This window comes from Lysinibacillus phoenicis, from assembly GCF_047238325.1.
GTDB lineage: Bacteria > Bacillota > Bacilli > Bacillales_A > Planococcaceae > Lysinibacillus > Lysinibacillus irui.
Genome location: NZ_JBDFMP010000002.1, coordinates 484,707 through 503,068, shown reverse-complemented (window position 1 = coordinate 503,068; position 18,362 = coordinate 484,707). Strand labels below are relative to the sequence as shown.

At 37.1% G+C, this 18,362-nt stretch carries 18 protein-coding genes; 15 read left to right on the top strand and 3 right to left on the bottom strand.

Annotation, left to right across the window (positions count from 1 at the left end):
- Positions 1-75: 75 nt before the first annotated feature.
- Complete coding sequence (locus tag ABC382_RS03740) at positions 76-630, top strand: helix-turn-helix domain-containing protein (protein WP_407134555.1); 555 nt, start codon at positions 76-78, stop codon at positions 628-630.
- A gap of 438 nt (positions 631-1,068) precedes the next feature.
- On the top strand, positions 1,069-2,598 hold the full coding sequence (locus ABC382_RS03735; RefSeq protein ID WP_412926583.1) for a DHA2 family efflux MFS transporter permease subunit: 1,530 nt from the start codon (positions 1,069-1,071) through the stop codon (positions 2,596-2,598).
- 327 nt (positions 2,599-2,925) lie between these two features.
- Here ABC382_RS03735 and ABC382_RS03725 read toward each other — a convergent pair whose 3' ends face one another.
- A complete protein-coding gene (locus tag ABC382_RS03725) occupies positions 2,926-3,840 on the bottom strand; it encodes a C40 family peptidase (RefSeq protein WP_322610842.1) in 915 nt (304 codons plus the stop codon).
- Positions 3,841-4,135: 295 nt separating this feature from the next.
- Between ABC382_RS03725 and ABC382_RS03720 the strand changes: the two genes are divergently transcribed.
- Both ABC382_RS03720 and ABC382_RS03715 read left to right on the top strand, forming a co-directional pair.
- Entirely contained in the window at positions 4,136-4,678 is a 543-nt protein-coding gene (locus tag ABC382_RS03720) for a GNAT family N-acetyltransferase (protein WP_341386235.1), read from the top strand.
- A complete protein-coding gene (locus ABC382_RS03715) occupies positions 4,651-5,262 on the top strand; it encodes a DUF4304 domain-containing protein (protein ID WP_412926581.1) in 612 nt (203 codons plus the stop codon). Before ABC382_RS03720 ends, ABC382_RS03715 begins: the two co-directional genes overlap by 28 nt.
- Before the next feature lie 48 nt (positions 5,263-5,310).
- Here ABC382_RS03715 and ABC382_RS03710 read toward each other — a convergent pair whose 3' ends face one another.
- Positions 5,311-5,934, bottom strand: coding sequence for a YczE/YyaS/YitT family protein (locus ABC382_RS03710; RefSeq protein WP_322610839.1), 624 nt, complete (start codon positions 5,932-5,934; stop codon positions 5,311-5,313).
- A 123-nt stretch (positions 5,935-6,057) separates the two neighbouring features.
- On the opposite strand from ABC382_RS03710, the gene paiA reads away from it, so the two are divergent.
- The gene (paiA, locus tag ABC382_RS03705; protein ID WP_412926580.1) at positions 6,058-6,576 is read left to right on the top strand and encodes a spermidine/spermine N(1)-acetyltransferase; all 519 of its coding nucleotides are present in this window, start codon (positions 6,058-6,060) and stop codon (positions 6,574-6,576) included.
- A 48-nt stretch (positions 6,577-6,624) separates the two neighbouring features.
- Here paiA and ABC382_RS03700 read toward each other — a convergent pair whose 3' ends face one another.
- Positions 6,625-7,242 carry an FMN-binding negative transcriptional regulator gene (locus ABC382_RS03700; RefSeq protein WP_412926579.1) on the bottom strand — a complete coding sequence of 206 codons (618 nt, stop codon included), beginning with the start codon at positions 7,240-7,242 and terminating at the stop codon, positions 6,625-6,627.
- Positions 7,243-7,411: 169 nt separating this feature from the next.
- On the opposite strand from ABC382_RS03700, the gene pdxR reads away from it, so the two are divergent.
- The 10 genes from pdxR (at position 7,412) to ABC382_RS03650 (ending at position 18,312) form a co-directional block, all read left to right on the top strand.
- Positions 7,412-8,818, top strand: a complete 1,407-nt coding sequence (gene pdxR / locus ABC382_RS03695; RefSeq protein ID WP_412926578.1) for a MocR-like pyridoxine biosynthesis transcription factor PdxR — start codon at positions 7,412-7,414, stop codon at positions 8,816-8,818.
- 83 nt (positions 8,819-8,901) lie between these two features.
- On the top strand, positions 8,902-9,333 hold the full coding sequence (locus tag ABC382_RS03690; protein ID WP_412926577.1) for a DUF2935 domain-containing protein: 432 nt from the start codon (positions 8,902-8,904) through the stop codon (positions 9,331-9,333).
- Positions 9,334-9,446: 113 nt separating this feature from the next.
- Positions 9,447-9,950, top strand: coding sequence for a GNAT family N-acetyltransferase (locus ABC382_RS03685; RefSeq protein WP_312507612.1), 504 nt, complete (start codon positions 9,447-9,449; stop codon positions 9,948-9,950).
- 158 nt (positions 9,951-10,108) lie between these two features.
- On the top strand, positions 10,109-12,163 hold the full coding sequence (locus ABC382_RS03680) for a helix-turn-helix domain-containing protein (RefSeq protein ID WP_412926576.1): 2,055 nt from the start codon (positions 10,109-10,111) through the stop codon (positions 12,161-12,163).
- A 318-nt stretch (positions 12,164-12,481) separates the two neighbouring features.
- On the top strand, positions 12,482-14,650 hold the full coding sequence (locus ABC382_RS03675) for an acetate--CoA ligase family protein (protein ID WP_412926575.1): 2,169 nt from the start codon (positions 12,482-12,484) through the stop codon (positions 14,648-14,650).
- Between the two features lie 4 nt (positions 14,651-14,654).
- Positions 14,655-15,110 carry a MaoC family dehydratase N-terminal domain-containing protein gene (locus tag ABC382_RS03670; protein WP_412926574.1) on the top strand — a complete coding sequence of 152 codons (456 nt, stop codon included), beginning with the start codon at positions 14,655-14,657 and terminating at the stop codon, positions 15,108-15,110.
- Between the two features lie 70 nt (positions 15,111-15,180).
- The gene (locus ABC382_RS03665) at positions 15,181-15,597 is read left to right on the top strand and encodes a MaoC/PaaZ C-terminal domain-containing protein (RefSeq protein WP_412926572.1); all 417 of its coding nucleotides are present in this window, start codon (positions 15,181-15,183) and stop codon (positions 15,595-15,597) included.
- Between the two features lie 20 nt (positions 15,598-15,617).
- A complete protein-coding gene (locus ABC382_RS03660; protein ID WP_312507617.1) occupies positions 15,618-16,781 on the top strand; it encodes a thiolase C-terminal domain-containing protein in 1,164 nt (387 codons plus the stop codon).
- A gap of 11 nt (positions 16,782-16,792) precedes the next feature.
- Complete coding sequence (locus ABC382_RS03655; RefSeq protein ID WP_341386245.1) at positions 16,793-17,209, top strand: Zn-ribbon domain-containing OB-fold protein; 417 nt, start codon at positions 16,793-16,795, stop codon at positions 17,207-17,209.
- Between the two features lie 29 nt (positions 17,210-17,238).
- The gene (locus ABC382_RS03650) at positions 17,239-18,312 is read left to right on the top strand and encodes an acyl-CoA dehydrogenase family protein (RefSeq protein WP_412926571.1); all 1,074 of its coding nucleotides are present in this window, start codon (positions 17,239-17,241) and stop codon (positions 18,310-18,312) included.
- The last annotated feature ends 50 nt before the right edge of the window (positions 18,313-18,362 follow it).

The following is an 18,362-nucleotide window of genomic DNA, read 5'->3' as shown; positions in this document are numbered from 1 at the left end:
AAGTAAACTATAATTTATCAACTTGTATACTATAATATACTAATTATACAAAGTCAATGGGGAGGGTGCATCTTGATGAGTGAGGAAAATATTGACTTATCTGGTCAAGTTGGGGTTAATTTAAGGGAAATACGTAAAAATAAAAGAATGAGCCTTGAGGAGTTAGCAGCTATAAGTAATGTCAGTAAATTGACGTTAGGTAAAATCGAAAGAGGGGAAACCAATCCCACTGTCAATATTCTATGGAAAATATGTAGAGGGCTTAATATTCCACTCGTTTCGTTGTTAGCTTTTGAAGAAAATATCGAGGTCCATCGTTTTGGATCAGACTATCAATTTGCAGGGCATAATAACGATTGGTTTGTTGAACCACTTTTTAAAACACATGGGACAGAATGGTATAGAGGCTGCCTTGAACCAAATAGCGAGTACAGTGAGTGCCACTTAGCTGGTTCTGAAGAAATTGTGCTCGTGTTAAATGGACAGTTGGAGCTGAAGGTAGGAGAGAAAAGCCATCAGTTAAATCAATGGGATGTCATCAAATTTAAAGGTGAAGAGCTTCACACATACATCAACCGCTCTAATGAAAAAGTCCATTTAATGCTGTCTTTAACGTATTCAACTCCGTAGTTTGGCAAGTAAAAAATCGTCCTTACTTAACAAGTAATGGACGATTTTTATAATTCCTTGATTTTCATTCATATAGAAAAAAGTCGATTTCCTCAAACTTAAGAATCGACTTTTTTGTACAAAAAAATATGTAAAACACATTGAAATATGGTAAGTAGTATGGTAAATTTATATGGATAGACATTGTATAATTATTATACACCGCATTATCCCTATTCTAATTATACAATACACTCTATTCTTTCGTCAACACTTTTATTATTAATTTTTTGAGGGGTGGTTGCGATGAAAACAGCAGGAGCAAACGAGCAGATTGGAGGAAAAACCACACAGTAGATCTACAAGGCAATTTGAATGTGTAAATGAACTTAGAGGCGATGAAAGGCTTCATAAAGATGTGAATGAAATTTTAAAAAAGAAAGTAGGACTGATACTTACATGTCGGAGAAAAACATTTCTATTCAGACGAAAACGCCATACGGCATGATTGCCATTTTATTTATTGGGGCCTTTGTTGCTATTTTGAATGAAACACTACTAAATATTGCTCTTCCTGCTATTATGGAAGAATTCAAAGTCAATGCGACGGCAGTACAATGGCTTTCAACAGGATATATGTTGATAAACGGTATTTTAATCCCAGCGAGTGCCTTCTTTATTCAACGCTTTACGGATAAAAAATTATTTATGACAGCGATGGCCTTGTTTACGTTAGGTACATTTTTAGCTAGTATTGCCCCTGCATTTGGTGTGTTATTAGCGGCACGAATGATTCAAGCTGCAGGCTCAGCGATTATGATGCCATTATTAATGAATGTGATGCTAACTGCATTTCCAGTGGAAAAACGTGGGGCCGCAATGGGGATGTTTGGTCTCGTAATGATTACTGCTCCAGCGATTGGACCTACTCTTTCTGGCTGGATCATTGAACATTATAGCTGGAGAATGTTATTTGATATTGTGTTACCAATTGCTATTTTAACCTTAATTTTTGCAGCCTTTAAGTTAAAGGATGTTACACCACAACGTGCGATTAAGCTTGATATTATTTCACTTATTTTATCAAGTATAGGATTTGGTGGCTTGCTATATGGCTTTAGTTCCGCTGGGGAAAAAGGATGGGATCATGTCCTTGTATATGGCACGATTATAATTGGAACGCTTGCTTTAATTACCTTCACCCTTCGTCAGCTACGAATGGATGAGCCAATGCTTGAGTTTCGTATTTTCAAATATCCAATGTTCGCTTTATCGTCAGCCATTTCTATCGTTATTTCAGTGGCCATGTTTTCAGCCATGATTTTAATGCCAATTTACATCCAAACGATTCGTGGTATTTCACCAATGGATTCTGGTCTACTTATGCTACCTGGTGCGATTGTGATGGGAATTATGTCACCAATTACTGGGAAACTCTTTGATAAATACGGTGCTAGAAGCTTGGCTGTCTTTGGCTTAATTATTACCATTGTGACAACGTATTACTTCAGCAAAATTAGCATGGATACGGCTTATTCAACACTAGTAATACTCTATACTTTACGTATGTTTGGCATGTCCATGGTAATGATGCCAGTAATGACAAATGGATTGAATCAGTTACCGCCCTATAATAATCCACACGGAACAGCGATGAACAATACATTACAGCAAGTTTCAGGTGCGATTGGTTCTGCCGTATTGATTACCATTATGAACAATAAAACAACAGCTAAGGCAGAGGAGCTAGCTGCGAGCGCAATGAACAATATGAGTGCCAATGCCACTCAAGCAACAACACAGTCTGCCAGCGAATTAAAACAACAAATCTTAAATGAAGCCATGCTCCATGGTATTAATTTTACGTTCTTCCTATCAACATTGATTGCGACCATCGCACTCATTCTTGCTTTCTTTATTAAGCGAGTTAAACCAAGTCATGAAGCTCATACTAGTGGGGAAGTTGATGAAAAACAGTTAGCGGAGTAAATAGAAAACGGGTATTGCTTGAATAAAGCAATGCCCGTTTTTCTTATCGAACAATTCAATCATTCTATTAGCAATGAAATATTTAATTAATGTCTTTGAAACTACTAAAACAAAGTTAGATGTTGTGAGCGTAATTTTATCAACCGTTGGCTTTGGGATCATCAATATGATTGTCACGCTGATGATGTATGCTGATATAATTTTATTACCATCAATCTACAAAACGGGAGGGGATTTTAAAGTCAGTACAAGGCAAGCTGGCTTTTTTAAAAGAGGAGAGTATGTAAAAAAGCGTCTCATCTTAAGATGAAACGCCATTTTTTGAGGTTATTGAGTTAATCGTTGGATGAAGGCATCTAATTGTGCCAATGTGACATTGTCGTTTACGCCAAATGTTCCGTCCCCTTTACCAACCGTAATTTTATTGGAGGCGAGAATGGCTACATATGTGTTAGCCCAGTGAGCGTTAGGAACATCCGCAAATTGTTCTGCAGTTCCTTGTTGTTTTAAATTAAAGGCTTCCACTAAAACTTTCGATAATTGACCACGAGTCATAGGTGACCCAGGATTGAATTTCCCATTTTCATCACCTGTGAAAACGCCGATTTTTTTAAGTGCTTCTGCAGCACCTGCATATTTGGACGATGGTTTGATATCTGGGAAACTTGAATTAGTGTTACTAGTATTTAACTGTAATTTATTCGCTAGTCGAAGAGCAACTTCACCACGCGATGCATAAATGCTAAAGTCAATTTCTGCTTCTTTTACTTCACCAAAATCATTGTCAGTAAAGGTTGCCACGCGTTTTGCTCCTACATAACGAGATCCCCAGTAATAAGGGTCGTTAATTTTATCGATTTTAACGCCAGAGCTTGTCGTTGCCGAAATAAAGCTGTTGTCACCTATGTATATGCCAACATGGGAAATTCCGCTTCCCGATGTATTAAAAAATACGAGATCACCAGTCTTTAAATTGTCTTTAGAGATTGCAGTACCCTGCTGATATTGGGCTTTTGATGTACGTTCAAGTGAAATGCCTAGCTTAGAAAAAACAATTTGTGTATAAGCTGAACAATCCACACCTGTTTGTATATTTGTTCCTCCATACTGATAAGGAACACCTAAATATGCTTTTGCTGTATTCGTTATATCTGCTATTGTCGCCGCTTTTGCATCATGAATACCTACACCTGTAAAGAACATAAACGATGCAAAAATCGGTAGTAACCATTTTTTCTTCAATTAAACCTTACCCCTTTCAAAAAGCTTTCGCCTTTGAATAATGTAAGGATAGCATGAATGAGACAAGAATTATTTTTCAATAATATTACCGATTACCCCTAAACACCAAAATTGAAACCTTATTTTTAACTCTGTAAAACTTCTGCAATAAACATGGGCAATTTTACTAAAAATATATGAAATATTTGTCTATACAGGGTTATTAGTGTTAATTTACATATAATAACCTACACAAAAAACGCACTGGTCGTAAATTTACCAGAAAAAAATGCAATAGAATACTGGAGGGCTTTCGATGTTTTTAAAATCTGATAGTGTCACTCTTAGAAAAACAAATAAGCAAGATGTAGATTTTGTTTGTAGCCTAGAAGCAATGGAAGAAAATTCGAAATATATTATTCCGTGGTCAAAGGAAAAGCATGAAAAAGCATTGGCAAATACAGATGTTCTACATTTAATTGTGGAAGATCGAAAAAGAAGTCAACCTGTAGGCTATCTTATTATTGCTGGATTAGAAAATCCCGATTTAAGCATTGAGCTTGTAAGAATTACGATCAACGAAAAAGGAAAAGGGTATGGTAAGGAATCCTTTAACCTTATTAAAGATTGGGTATTTACGAAATTTCAAGCTCATCGTCTATGGCTAGATGTGAAAGTAAATAATGTGCGAGCTTTTAAGCTTTACCAAAAACAGGGCTTTGTAGTAGAGGGAACATTAAGAGATTGTCTCAAAACAGAACATGGCTTTGAATCTTTACATATTATGTCTATTTTAAAAAATGAATATGAAGAATTAACAAAGGAGGGAACATGTTGCAGCACATCTTTAATGAGTTGATAAAACAGGACATAAAGCCGTTCTTAGCCACATTCGGCTTCAACAAGAAAGGTCTGAATTTCTATAAGAGAACGGACAACCTCATCTACCTAATCCATTTCCAAAAATCTGCTGGGAATACAGCTACTCAGGTTCTATTTTATGTGAATTGCGGGATTTACGCAGCTGAGTTGGCACAAATTCAATCGAAAGAAATTCTGACCTCACCGAAAGAAGTAGAATGTCACTTCAGGGCAAGGATGAGAGAAATAGCTGACACTGCTCCAGATCGATTTTCTATCACAGCTACTACTAATATAGATAACGTAAGAAAAATGCTACTTCCTTGTTTAGAAGATGTCCTTCATTTCTTTGAAACGATGACCAGTGCCAGATCCATTGTTGATTATTATACGTCAGGCCCATTTTTACATTTAGGTGAAGAGAGCTTTCATTTGCTATTACAGGCCAATGATGTAACTGCAGCGAAACATTACTTTAATGCATTACGTAAAAAGCATGGAGCTGAACAGAGGTGGTCCATTTTCGAACAACAATACCATGCGATATTCAATCAATATGGAGTGAAACTTGAAATAATTTAAGATAAAACCAGCACTCATCTCAATTGAGTAGCTGGTTTTTGTTATTGTCTAACGATTAAGCTCTTCCTTTTGGCTTATGTTCATTTTGTTATCTAATATTCTCCCGATTATCGGCATAAAGAAATGCAGGATAAAGCCTCCTAAACAAACTGTTAATAACGTACCGACTCCAATTGGCCCTTTAAAAATCATGGCAAGTACTAAAAATAAGACATAAATAATTGTTCTTGAGAAAAATATCGATTTTTTCGTCATTTCTTTTATTAATATAGTTAGTCGATCTACAGGAATAGGTGCAAAATTTGTATGTAAATAGGTTGCGGTTCCTAACCCAGTCACTATCAATCCTATGCCAAAACAAATGGCTTGGCTATACCAAAAGTCTGGTGTTACGAAATCGCGTAATAGAAATAACCACATATCTATCCCTATACCAGTAATAAATGCTGTAATCAAGCCTACTATTTCGGGCTTTTGTTTGGCTATTAGGGCATTACTACCGATTAATAGGATGGCCAGAATGATTTCCCAGCTACCTACTGTCAAGCCCACATTTCTAGACAAGCCTACTAAAAGAGCATCAAAAGGAGAGGTGCCGAGATTGGATTGTATAGTGAAAGAAATACCAAGCGTTAAAATTAAAAGGCCTACTACATAAAAAGCATATCTCAAATTGCAGCCCCCTTTCCATTATTTTTGTTGCAAATACAACAAAATTGCGTTACATTGACTATATACTCTTTTTATTGCATTTGCAATATAAAATCTAGAAAGAGCTTAGTAGGAGGGCAAGAAATGACAATTAAAATAAAAAAGTGTAACCGTGAAGATTTAAAAAAGCTACAAGAAGTTAGTATTGAAACATTCCATGATACATTTAAAGAGCAAAATTCACCTGAAAATATGAAAGCATATCTTGAAAAAGCCTTTAATGAAAAACAGCTGGCACAAGAATTAGAAAATGCTGCTTCACAATTCTATTTTATTTCGGACAATGAAGAAATTGCTGGCTATTTAAAGGTAAATGTTGATGAAGCCCAATCTGAAGAAATGGGGGATGAGTCACTTGAAATTGAAAGAATCTACATTCGCGACAAATTTCAAGGAAAAGGGTTTGGCAAACATTTGTTCAACAAAGCATTGGAAGTAGCTATGGCGCAAGACAAAAAAAGTATTTGGCTAGGTGTTTGGGAGAAGAATGATCATGCCATCGGTTTTTATCAAAAAATAGGCTTTGTCCAAACTGGAGCCCATTCATTCTATATGGGTGATGAAGAACAAATTGATCTTATCATGACCAAAACACTTGCCTAAATGTTTAATGGCAGAAACGTTGATATCACAACATTTCTGCCATCTATTTTATTCAGTTCTATTTTTCTTCATAGCCTCTGCCACAGCAGCCGCATGTGGATCTTCTTCTTTATAGAGCTCGCTAATAATATTAACATAGTCAGAAGCATTACGATTTTGACTTAATTTATAGGCAGCTTGCACCTCTTCTACCTTGATTTTAAATCCTTTAATTCCTTTGATTTCTTGCTGTAAAAGCTCTGGAGATAGTTTATCCCATAATACAGGATTTTCACGGAAACTTTCATATTTTTCAAGTAGACTCGTTAAGTCTTGTTCTAACTCCTTGCCATCTATTAGACTGGCTTTCCCGTAAATATGGACAGCTTGATAATTCCATGTTGGTACGTTTTCTTTCTCATACCAAGAGGATGATATGTAAGCATGAGGTCCATTAAATATGACAAGAATATCATTTACTTCCTCAAAGGTCTTCCATATAGGATTTCCATAGGCTAAGTGACCTGTTAGATAATAATCGTCCTCGATTTTATTCAGTAGTACCGGGATATGAACTGCTATTGGCTTACCTTTTATGGTTGAAACAAGTGTTGCAAAGGAATTCTCTCGAATAAATTCTGTGATTTCTTCTAAATCAGTTATTTTGTAATACTTAGGAATATACATGTCAATCTCTCCTTAGTTCTTCAAATTCATTGCGAGTATTTCGAATAAACAAACTATTACAGGTAGGCGTCTTTACATTTTCTCCTCAACAATGTAGATTTTATTATAAACAATCACTGGTACCCCTTAAAAGTGCCAACAATGCTATTTCGAAAGGAGCCAAGGAACGATGCTCGAAATAACGCCAAACTTGAATAATCAGGAACCACTTTATCTTCAATTGTACAATTATTTAAAAGCTGAAATTCAACATGGAAACATTGTGGCAAATACAAAATTGCCATCACAGCGCAGTTTAGCTAAGCATTTACATATTAGTCGAAATACAGTGGACGCAGCTTACCAACAGCTCCTTGCAGAGGGTTATGTTTGGAGTAAAGAACGGGAGGGGCTATATGTTGCTGCACTTGAAAAGGGCTATTTTCAAATGGGCCCTAGTCTTTTTGAATCACCTCCATTAGTGTCTCAGCCAGAACAAGAACTAATGACCATAAAGTATGATTTTAATTATGGGGATATCAATTTAAAAGACTTTCCCTATAAAATTTGGCGAAAGTTGACTATGCAAAGTCTTAATGAAGATAATGCCCATCTTTTTTTATATGGAGATCCTCAAGGAGAGCTCGAATTAAGGAAACATATAGCAAGCTATCTTTACGAAGCTAGAGGAGTTCAATGCTCAGCAGACCAAATTGTTATTGGTGCAGGACTACAACATCTTATGGGAATCGTATGTAACTTAATTGGACGGAACGAGCTTTTTGCCATGGAGGATCCAGGTTATTACCGGGTGCGTTATCTTTTGAAGGATCATGGTATAAAGATGAAGCCCATACCTCTTGATGATCAAGGGATTCAGATTGACCATTTAAGAAACAGTAATATTAAAGCTGTTTATGTCACGCCATCTCATCAATTCCCAATTGGTACGGTTATGCCAATCACAAGAAGACTAGAGTTATTAGAATGGGCTAAGTCAGAAGATGCGTATATCATCGAGGATGATTATGATGGGGAGTTTCGATATTCGGGTAAACCAATACCAGCTCTACAAGGATTAGATTCAAATGAACAGGTTATTTATATGGGCACCTTCTCAAAGTCATTAATTCCGTCCATTAAGCTAAGCTACATGGTTCTACCGAGAAAATTAATCGATCTTTTTAAACGGAACAGCTATTATGTTCAAACTGTATCAAGACACCATCAGCATACTTTACAATTATTTATAGAAAGTGGCCATTGGGAAAGGCACCTCAACAAATCAAGGAATGGCTATAAGCGAAGATATGAGGTATTAATAAAGGCCATTCATCAAATATTTGGAGACAAAGTAAAATTGTATGGGGCTAGCAGTGGCTTACATATTCTACTTGAACCAAATAATAAGATGTCGGAAGAGGAACTGATTGAAACTGCGAGGTTAAAAGGAGTAAAGGTTTATCCTACCTCTATTTTTTATGCGAGCCCTTCTGAGATAAAGTCTGCAAAGGTGCTGCTTGGATTTGCCAATCTAGAGGAAGCAGCAATTGAACGGGGGATTGAGCTGTTAGAAGCTGCTTGGTTTAGGAAATGAAGATTCATATTCGAACATTCTAACGTTCTATTTTTACAGCTCTTGTATATACATATAAGAGATGATTGGAATGGGGGAGAAGCATGCAGTTTTATTATGGCAATCAAATGCCGTTACGTGTTCTTGATGAAGCTGAATTTTGGAAACATCAAGAAGAGGAACATACGGTAGTGATTAGGGAGCTTGTCAAAGATTTGGAGCAGCAATACGTCGAGAGATTGAAGGAATGGGAAAAAGCCTTTGCTCAGACACATCAGCAAGTTGTTAGATATATAGAAACTGTCAATCGCTCACAAGGACAAGTTTCCCAAGCACTTTTTCAAGATATTTTGCAGCTTACTTCTTTTTGTCTCCAACAGAGTGAACAATTTATTCAATTTTGTCGTATGCTTATGCAAGACAGTAAACCGATCAGCACCAATCCAACAGCCAAAGTTGTATTAAATCATATTATTGTAGAATCAGAATATTTTATCGGCATCGCACAAACCATTTTATATCAACAATCACTTTAAACATCCATTTCCTTCGATCAAGGTCTTTATCAGATCTTGATCTTTTGTTATGATCATACTAATTTTTAAAAAAGTGATAGTATTCGAAAGTAATAGAAAATGGGGGAGAAAAAATGGAGCTAAAAGATATAAAAGATACAAAACAACTTAATGAAGAACTAGACGGGCTATCCGAGCTTTTGAAAACGGTCGTAGATGAAGGTGCATCTCTAGGATTTTTACCTCCACTAGCGCAAGAACAAGCACTAACATATTGGCAAACAGTCATAGCACCAGACGTCATTTTGTTTATTGCCAAAATCAATCAAACAGTGGCAGGCAGTATTCAATTGCATTTAATGACAAAGCCGAATGGACGTCATCGAGCTGAAATTTGCAAATTAATGACGCATCCAGACTTTAGACGTCACGGCATTGGGCGCGCTCTGATGCAAATAGCGGAAGAAAGAGCAAAGCAAGAAAACAGGTCTTTAATAGTATTAGATACAAGGGAAGGCGATCCTTCTAATCAATTGTACAAATCCTTAGACTATCAAGAAGTTGGTAAAATACCCGCCTATACTATTTCTTCAAAGGGTGAATTAGAGACAACAGTTATTTATTATAAATTGATTTAGTTTTTACACCGTTTGTATCTGTCAAACGGTGTTTTTTGTCTATTGATATGAAAACACCATCAATTAAATATAGAATATTCTGTTAATTGGTGCTAGAATTACACTTATCATTATATAGTACACATCATTATATTTTTATTTTTTGCTAGGAGGTATTCATGGTTAAGAATAATGATTACGAGAATGTTGCCTTTGACCAATTGGAAATGTTACGAAACGATTTTAGTAGTAACCGCATGACTAATCATTTTGTCGATAAAATTGATAATTATTATGTTCTTTGTATTTATGAACAAGTAACTTCTCCTCATAATAAAAAACCGAACATACCTCTTTCAGGTACATTACCCTTGCATCATCATGTTACTTCCAGCTCCTTCGTCATATGGGATCGTACTTATAAAGAGAGTGAAGATTTATTCATGAATTTAAGAATTTCCTCTAGAAATCGTGTGATAACTTGGATTGCTACAAAAATAATTATGTATTTATTTCAACAATATGAGGAACAGGTAAAAGCAACTAATAAACGAAAATCGAAACATGTCAACGCGCTTCATTTTGAGAAATATGTGCTCCGAATGGAACAAATCATTAAAGCGAATACGTTTCTTGGTGAAGATACTGCATGGGACGAGTTTTGCTCCTGGTTTCAAATGTATTTAACAGATTGGGTATTAGAGGAAATCGAATGTTCGATTGGCTTTGAAGGGATGAATCAATTAAGTACCCATGAATTAAATGATTTATTTTATCAACAAATAACAAAGAATCTTTCTTCAAACGACCGATTTATTTCAAAATATACGGACATTGTGAATAACTATACGACCGAATGGTTCAATAAAATTTTAGCTTCCATGAAGTTAGTCCATTTATCCTTAGAAGAGATAGAATCATTGCTCCGAATATCAGAACCATTGAATCAGAAAATACTTCCTCACAATCAAAATCTTATTTTAGCATTAGGGGTAGAGCATTATTTGCATGTAATGAATAACGCTCCTTATCAGTATGTTAGAGAAGCCCTTTATAAAAAAAGTTTCCAAAGCATGTACGAAACACTTTGGCCTACTACATCCTTATACAAAGGAAATGTAGAAGGAACTATTCAATTGATTCCTTTTCAAGCTAAAGAAAGGACCATCGCTTCACAAGCAATGATAGAAAAAGCGCAAGAACAAGCACAAAGCTTAACAGATTTAGACGTCGATATGTTCGATGCTTTATGTAGTATTTTTCTCTCAAAAGCACGGTATACGGAAGATATAATCGAAGTTCCTTTTCATGATTTATTAAAAATACGAGGCCTAAAACCGAAGCTAGGAGGCGAAGGGAGAAGAGGCGGTTATGAGCAAACTCAAAAGGACAAAGTTTTGCAATCGCTTACAAAGATTCAAAGTCTATGGTTAGAATTGAACAAAGCCACTGTATATGAAAAGGGTAAAGCTGTCCAAACACAGCTTCAGGGTAGAACTTTTCTTTTCGTTGATCATCATCGCAAAGAATATGATATAGCTTATATTAATCAACAAAAAACATTTACTTTTACAGTCGATAAAGTTTTTTCAAAGTATCTTTATGGGTCAGGCAGGCAAATTGCTCTTTTGCCAATCCAAACCCTATATTACAACCCATATAGTCAAAAGTGGGAGAAACGATTAGCGAGATATTTTAGTTGGAGATGGAGAACTCAAGCAAGAAAGGGAAACTTCTTGCAGCCTAATAAGATTCGAACATTATTAGACGCTATCGGAGAAAAAGTAAATGAACGTACACCATCTCGGACGAGAGACCGTTTAGAGAACGCATTGGATCAGTTGCTTGAGGATGGCGTGCTATCTGCATGGCATTATCATAAATGGGAGGAAAAGATCGTTAATCATAAAGGCTGGGTTCATATTTGGTTGGATTCTACCATTATAGTTGAACCACCTGACATCATAAAAGAACAGTATCGTTCTATTGAAAACACGAAAAATACGGCACAAAAATCAATTGATTTCCAAGACAACACATCTTCTAATGCAAAGGGAGCAGCATTGGGGCTTCAACTTAGAGCAATACGTAAGCAATGGAATTTATCCCTGCTACAAGTTTCGGAGGAAATTGAGATTTCAACTTCCTATATAAGTCATATTGAACGAGGGATTAAAACACCATCGATCAAAATTCAACGTAAAATAAAGAATTGGATCCAAAGGTTTACTTAACACTATAAAACTACCTAATATATCGTAAAAAACGGTATATTAGGTGGTTTTTTGTTTTTTATCTTCTATATCCCTGGCTATGATCCTTCCCATATGTCGTGGCTATCGAGTGTAATTGTCGTGGTTAGGATGTACAAAAAATAAATTGTGAACGTTTTAGCTCTTGCTATGCTTGTGTTTCTCCCTATTTTTCTTTTTTTTACTTCCTAATAATTAAATCATTTTACATGTACTTTTTTTCCTCGATTTTCAACTTCGTCAGATACAATGTTCACCATCATCAATTGTTTTTCTATTATTCGAAACCGAGGTGAAATAATGACGAAAGAATTGAAAGCTTATGAATCACTAGAACCTTTGTTTAACCCAAAGTCTATTGCAGTACTTGGTGCCTCTACCAATCCACATAAGATTGGATACATTCAATTGAAAGCACTATTAGATGGAGGGTTTGTTGGCGTCATTTATCCGATTAATCCTAAAGCTAGTGAGATAGAGGGAATTACCTGCTATCCTTCGATCACAGCTATCCCTGGTGAAGTAGATTTAGCTATCTTTTGTGTAGGGGCTGATCAAATTCAGGAGAGTCTTAAAGAATGTGCAAGCAAAAATGTCAAAGCAGCGATTATTTTTGCTTCTGGGTTCTCTGAAATTGGCGAAGAAGGTGTTAAATTACAGCAGGAGTTAGCAAACATAGCATTAGCAAATGGTATTCGAATCATTGGTCCTAACTGTGTGGGATTAGTCAATACAACGAATGGCATGATTGGCACATTTTCACCTGCTATCCTGGCAGTGCCCCTACATGAAGAAAAAGCAGTTGGATATGTTTCACAGAGTGGCGCATTTGGCGTTTTAACGTATATGGCCGCTGCCCAAAAAGGATTAAGCTTTAATTACTTTGTGAGTGTCGGTAATGAAATGGAAACTGAATTTGCCGATGTTGTGGAATATATGATTCATGATCCAAAAACGAAAATCATTACTGGTTATCTTGAAGGTGCAAAAGATAGTAAAAAACTTCGACATTTAGCACATGAAGCGTTAGATCGGCAAAAGCCCATCGTCTTGATGAAAACAGGGAGAAGTACTGCTGGAAGTAGAGCAGCCGCTTCACATACAGGCTCACTTGCTGGATCAGATCTCATCTATGAAGCGTTTTTCAGGCAAAGTGGTATCGTTAGAGTCGATGATTATGAAGATATTATTACCTTCTCAAAATTATTTTTATCCAATAAATTGCCAAAGGGGAAAAATACCGTATTAATTACAAGCTCTGGTGGCCGAGGAATTAATGAGGCTGATCGCTGTGAGGGGGTTGGATTATCGATTATTCCTCTATGTGAAAAGACGAAGAAAGAAATTAAAAAGCATATTCCTTCATTTGGTAGTGCTCTTAATCCAATTGACTTAACAGCAGCAGCATCAGTAACCAATCCTGAATTATTTATTGCTCCTCTTCGAGCACTTGTGGCCGATCCTGATGTTCATAATATTATCTTAACGGAATTTCCATTAGGCTGGGATGCTGATCATCCTTATCTTCAAGAATTTATAGATATCTGTAAGAATTCGGATAAATTTGTCTTTATAACAACATTCCCTTTAGAAGGCATGTCTGTCCCAAAAGGAAAAGACGAGCTTGAGAAAAATGGTATTCCGGTTATTCCTGGTGATTTAAATCCAATTAAAGGCTTAGCAAAGCTAGTGGAATATAGTGAGAGATTAAGAAAACATCAACAAACAATTCATCAAGAAGACAAATCTCCTAAGAAAACTATAGCCATAGCACGTGAATCATACTCGATATTAAGTGAATCACAAGCAGCAGACATACTAGATCTTTATGATATTCCAACAACGAAACGAGGCATTGCCACTACTGTAGAGGAAGCTGTTCATTTAGCAAATTCTATTGGTTATCCAGTCGTTTTAAAGATTGATTCAGCTGATATTCCTCATAAAACAGAGGCAGATGCAATTCGGCTTAATGTTCAAAATGCAAGCGAAGTAATGAAAGCGTTTACTGAAATTTATGAAAATGCTTTGAAGTTTAAAAAAGATGCACAAATCAACGGCATATCAGTTCAAGAGATGCTGCCTGAAGGTACTGAGGTCATTATTGGAGCTACTAAGGATCCAAATTTCGGACCAGTTATCATGTTTGGGTTAGGCGGTATATTTGTTGAAGTATTTAAAGATATTTCTTTTAGAGTGGCGCCGCTAACGAGAGCCGATGCTGAAGAAATGATTGAAGAAGTGAAAGGGAAGGCCCTTTTAAAGGGGGCGCGTGGGAAAGTACATGCAGATATCGAAGCCATTATTAGCGTGATATTGAAAGTATCGAAGCTAGTTACTGAAAATGAAACGATGATTGAAGAATTAGATATTAATCCGTTAATCGTTTATGAGGATGGCATCAAAGCAGCTGACGCAATGATTGTAGTGAGTAAAAATCTGAAAGAAAAGTTAGTAGTAAGGGGGTGAGTACATGGAGCTAGATCAAAGCTTAGTTGGTTTAACTGGACCACAGTTCGTTTTTGAGGTGGAAAAAAGACATATTCGTCAATTTGCAGAGGCAATTGGAGATCCGAATCCACTTTATGTCGATGAGGCTTACGCAAAAACAACGATTTATGGGGGGATTATTGCACCGCCAAGCTTTCCAGTAGCAATAGGAGCTGATAGTGGTCAAGGAATTGAGCTGCCCTTGGATTATAGTCGTATGCTACATGGTGAGCAAGAGTTTATTTATCGTCAACCCATTCGCCCTGGAGATCGCTTGCATTGTCAAATGAAAGTGACAGATGTTTATGAAAAGGAAGGTAAAAATGGTCCCATGCAGTTTTTAGTAATGGATACAGAAATGAAAGATGACGAGGGAGAGCTAGTTGTTATTAGTCGTACAAATATTATTTATCGTACATTAGCAAGTAATAAAGCGTAAATATTTGGTTGAACGAAGATTTTTGATGGCTTCGTTCAACCTCCAATACAAGTCAAAAGGGGGAAGAATCTTGCTTCAATTTAAAGATTTACAAGAAGGACAAAGACTTGAACCACTAGTGAAGCCACCAGTAACAAAGGTACAGCTTGTCAAATATGCAGGGGCCTCAGGTGATTTCAATCCTTTACATACGGATGATGCTTTCGCTCAAAGTATTGGGATGCCTGGTGTAATAGCCCATGGGATGCTTGTAATGGGTTTTCTTGGACAATACGTAATGGAACTAGCTGGTACATCTGCAACTCCGACTAATTTTAAAATGCGCTTCGGTTCAATGACAAGACCTGGTGATGAAATATCCTGTTCAGCTATCGTAAAAAAAGTCTATGAAGAGAAAGCAAGACAATTCGTTGATTTGGAACTATATGCCGAGAAAGCTCCAGGAAAAGTTGTGGGGGTTGGAACAGCGACTTTACAAATGATGTAACAAAAAAGGGGGATGGCCATATGACTACTATTAAAGATCGCTATGCCATTGTGGGCGTAGGAGAAAGTGAACGTTCTAAAAATTCGGGAACCACACCTTTACATTTAGCATTAGATGCTGCCCGTGCTGCTTTAAGGGATGCGGGATTAGAAGCAAAAGAAATTGATGGGTTCATGAGCTACTCTGAAAATGATTCTTGCACAGCTCATCAAGTAGCAACCTATCTAGGCGTAAGACCGAAATATGTAAAAGACATTATGGGAGGCGGAAGCAGTACAGAAATGTTAATTGCCGATGCAATTGGGTTAATTGAGACAGGTCAAGTCAGTACAGTTCTTATTTACCGTTCGATGAATGGCCGCTCTGGTGTTCGTATGGGTGGTGGTGGCTGGGATGTCAATATGCTTCAAGCAGCAATGGACGGCGGAAGTTTTTTTATTCCCTATGGAGCTGGTGGTCCTGGTCAATGGTTCGGCTTATTTGCAACACGTCACATGCACCAAACAGGAATTACTCAAGAACATTTAGGCCATGTGTGTGTCAGCTTTTACGAGCATGCTCAGCGTAATCCAAAAGCATTTTTTTACGGTAAACCATTAACGATGGAAGAGTATTTAAAGACACCACCTTTAAGCTATCCATTCAATCGACATGATTTTTGCTTAGAATCAGACGAAGCCAATGCGATTATTGTCACATCTGCTGAAAAAGCGAAGGATTGCAAATCAAAGCCTGTATATATTATGGGCATCGAAGCAAGACAAGCCGTATCACACGCACATTATTGGACGAATTTAGATGAAGTGGCATCAGATTACGTTGCACCTTCCCTTTATAAAAAAGCAGGAGTAACAGCACAGGATATCCAGGTCGCATCGATTTACGACTGCTTTAGTTGGGTAGTATTGCGTCAATTAGAGGCTTACGGCTTTGCCAAACGTGGAGAAGTCGGTGATTTTGTTGCAAACGGCCATCTAAAAATGGGTGGTAAGCTACCTACAAATACAGCTGGTGGGATGCTATCAGAAGGATATACACATGGCATGAACAATGTCCTTGAAATTGTCCGTCAAGTTCGTCATGACTATAAAGGAACTGGTCGACAAGTAGAAAATTGTGAAATAGGTATTTGTACTGGGTGGGCTGGTCCTGACATCGCAGGTGCAATGATTTTAAGAAACTAGGAGGGAAACTCATGACTTATCAAAAACCAATACCCGTGAAAACACAGGATAATGAACCCTATTGGGATGCGGCTGATCGGCATGAACTCATGCTCCAAAAATGTGAAATATGTCATGCGTATAATCATCCACCTGGCCCAGCCTGCGCAAAATGCGGTTCAACTGAACTAAGCTGGGAAAATCAAGGTACTACAATTATGGGAACGATCTATTCTTATGTTGTATCGTATCGTCCGTTCTTACCAGGGTTTCAGGATGAGCTACCAACGATTATCGTCGTTATTAAGTTAGACCATTTACAAGAAGTAAAGATAATTGGTAATTTGCTAGAGTGTTCACCTGAGGATATTAAGATTGGTATGCCAGTCAAAATGATTTGGCAGGCTATTACGGAAGATCGCGCACTTCCACAATGGATACTGGCATAGTATTGCTTTTAATTGAAAGGAATGATGAGATGGATTTTTCATTTACGGAAAAGGAAGAACAATTTCGCCAAGAGTTAAGAGCATGGCTAGAAACGAACTTACCAGCTGGATGGTTACAGGGGAAGGTCCAGCTAGATAAAGAATCGAAGGAGTATGAGCTATTTTTACGAGACTGGCAAAGGAAATTATATGAAGGTGGTTGGGCAGCAATTGCATGGCCGCAACAATACGGAGGCCGCAACGCCACGCTAATGGAGGAAATTATCTATCAACAAGAAATGGTACGCATAAAAGCTCCAGCATTGATTAATTATGTGGGTCTTCATATGGTAGCTCCAACATTAATGCAAATTGGTACTGAAGAGCAAAAGGAAAAATATATCCAAAAGATTATTACCGGTGAAGAAGTCTGGTGCCAAGGCTATTCTGAGCCAAATGCAGGTTCAGATGTAGCAGCTATCCAAACGACAGCGGTGAAAAATGGAGATCGTTGGATTATTAATGGTCAGAAAGTTTGGACAAGTTTTGGTCATGTAGCTGATCGTTGCTTTTTGATTACAAGAACGAGCCGATTAGAGAAAAAACATAAAGGAATTACGGTATTCCTACTCGACATGCATCAGCCAGGAGTAGAAACTAGACCAATTGTTTCGATGGATGGTCAAAAAGATTTTAATGAAGTGTATTTAAATGATGCTATTGCTTATGATACGGAAATTATCGGAGAAGTAGATGAAGGTTGGAAAGTTATCATTGCACTTCTTATGCATGAAAGAACGGGCATTGGTGGCCAAGTATTTACGTTAGAGCAACAGTTCAATGATCTCGTTACTTTAGCGAAGGAATTGATTGATGATAATGAACCGATTATCAAAAATCCATTTGTTCGTAAAACAATGGTGGATTTATATACCCGTTCACGTGGATCACTATTAAACTATTATCGAAATTTAACGAAGCAATTGAAAAATGGCCACCCTGGCGCAGAAAGTTCGATGGATAAGCTCCTAGTTAGTGAATTAACAAAAGAGCTTTTTGCTCAGGCTATCTCAATGCAAGGTCATCGTGGTGTGTTGTGGAAAGAAGACGCCATGATGGATTGATCCTATTGGCAAGACAATTATTTGTATTCTTTTGGACAGACCATTGGAGG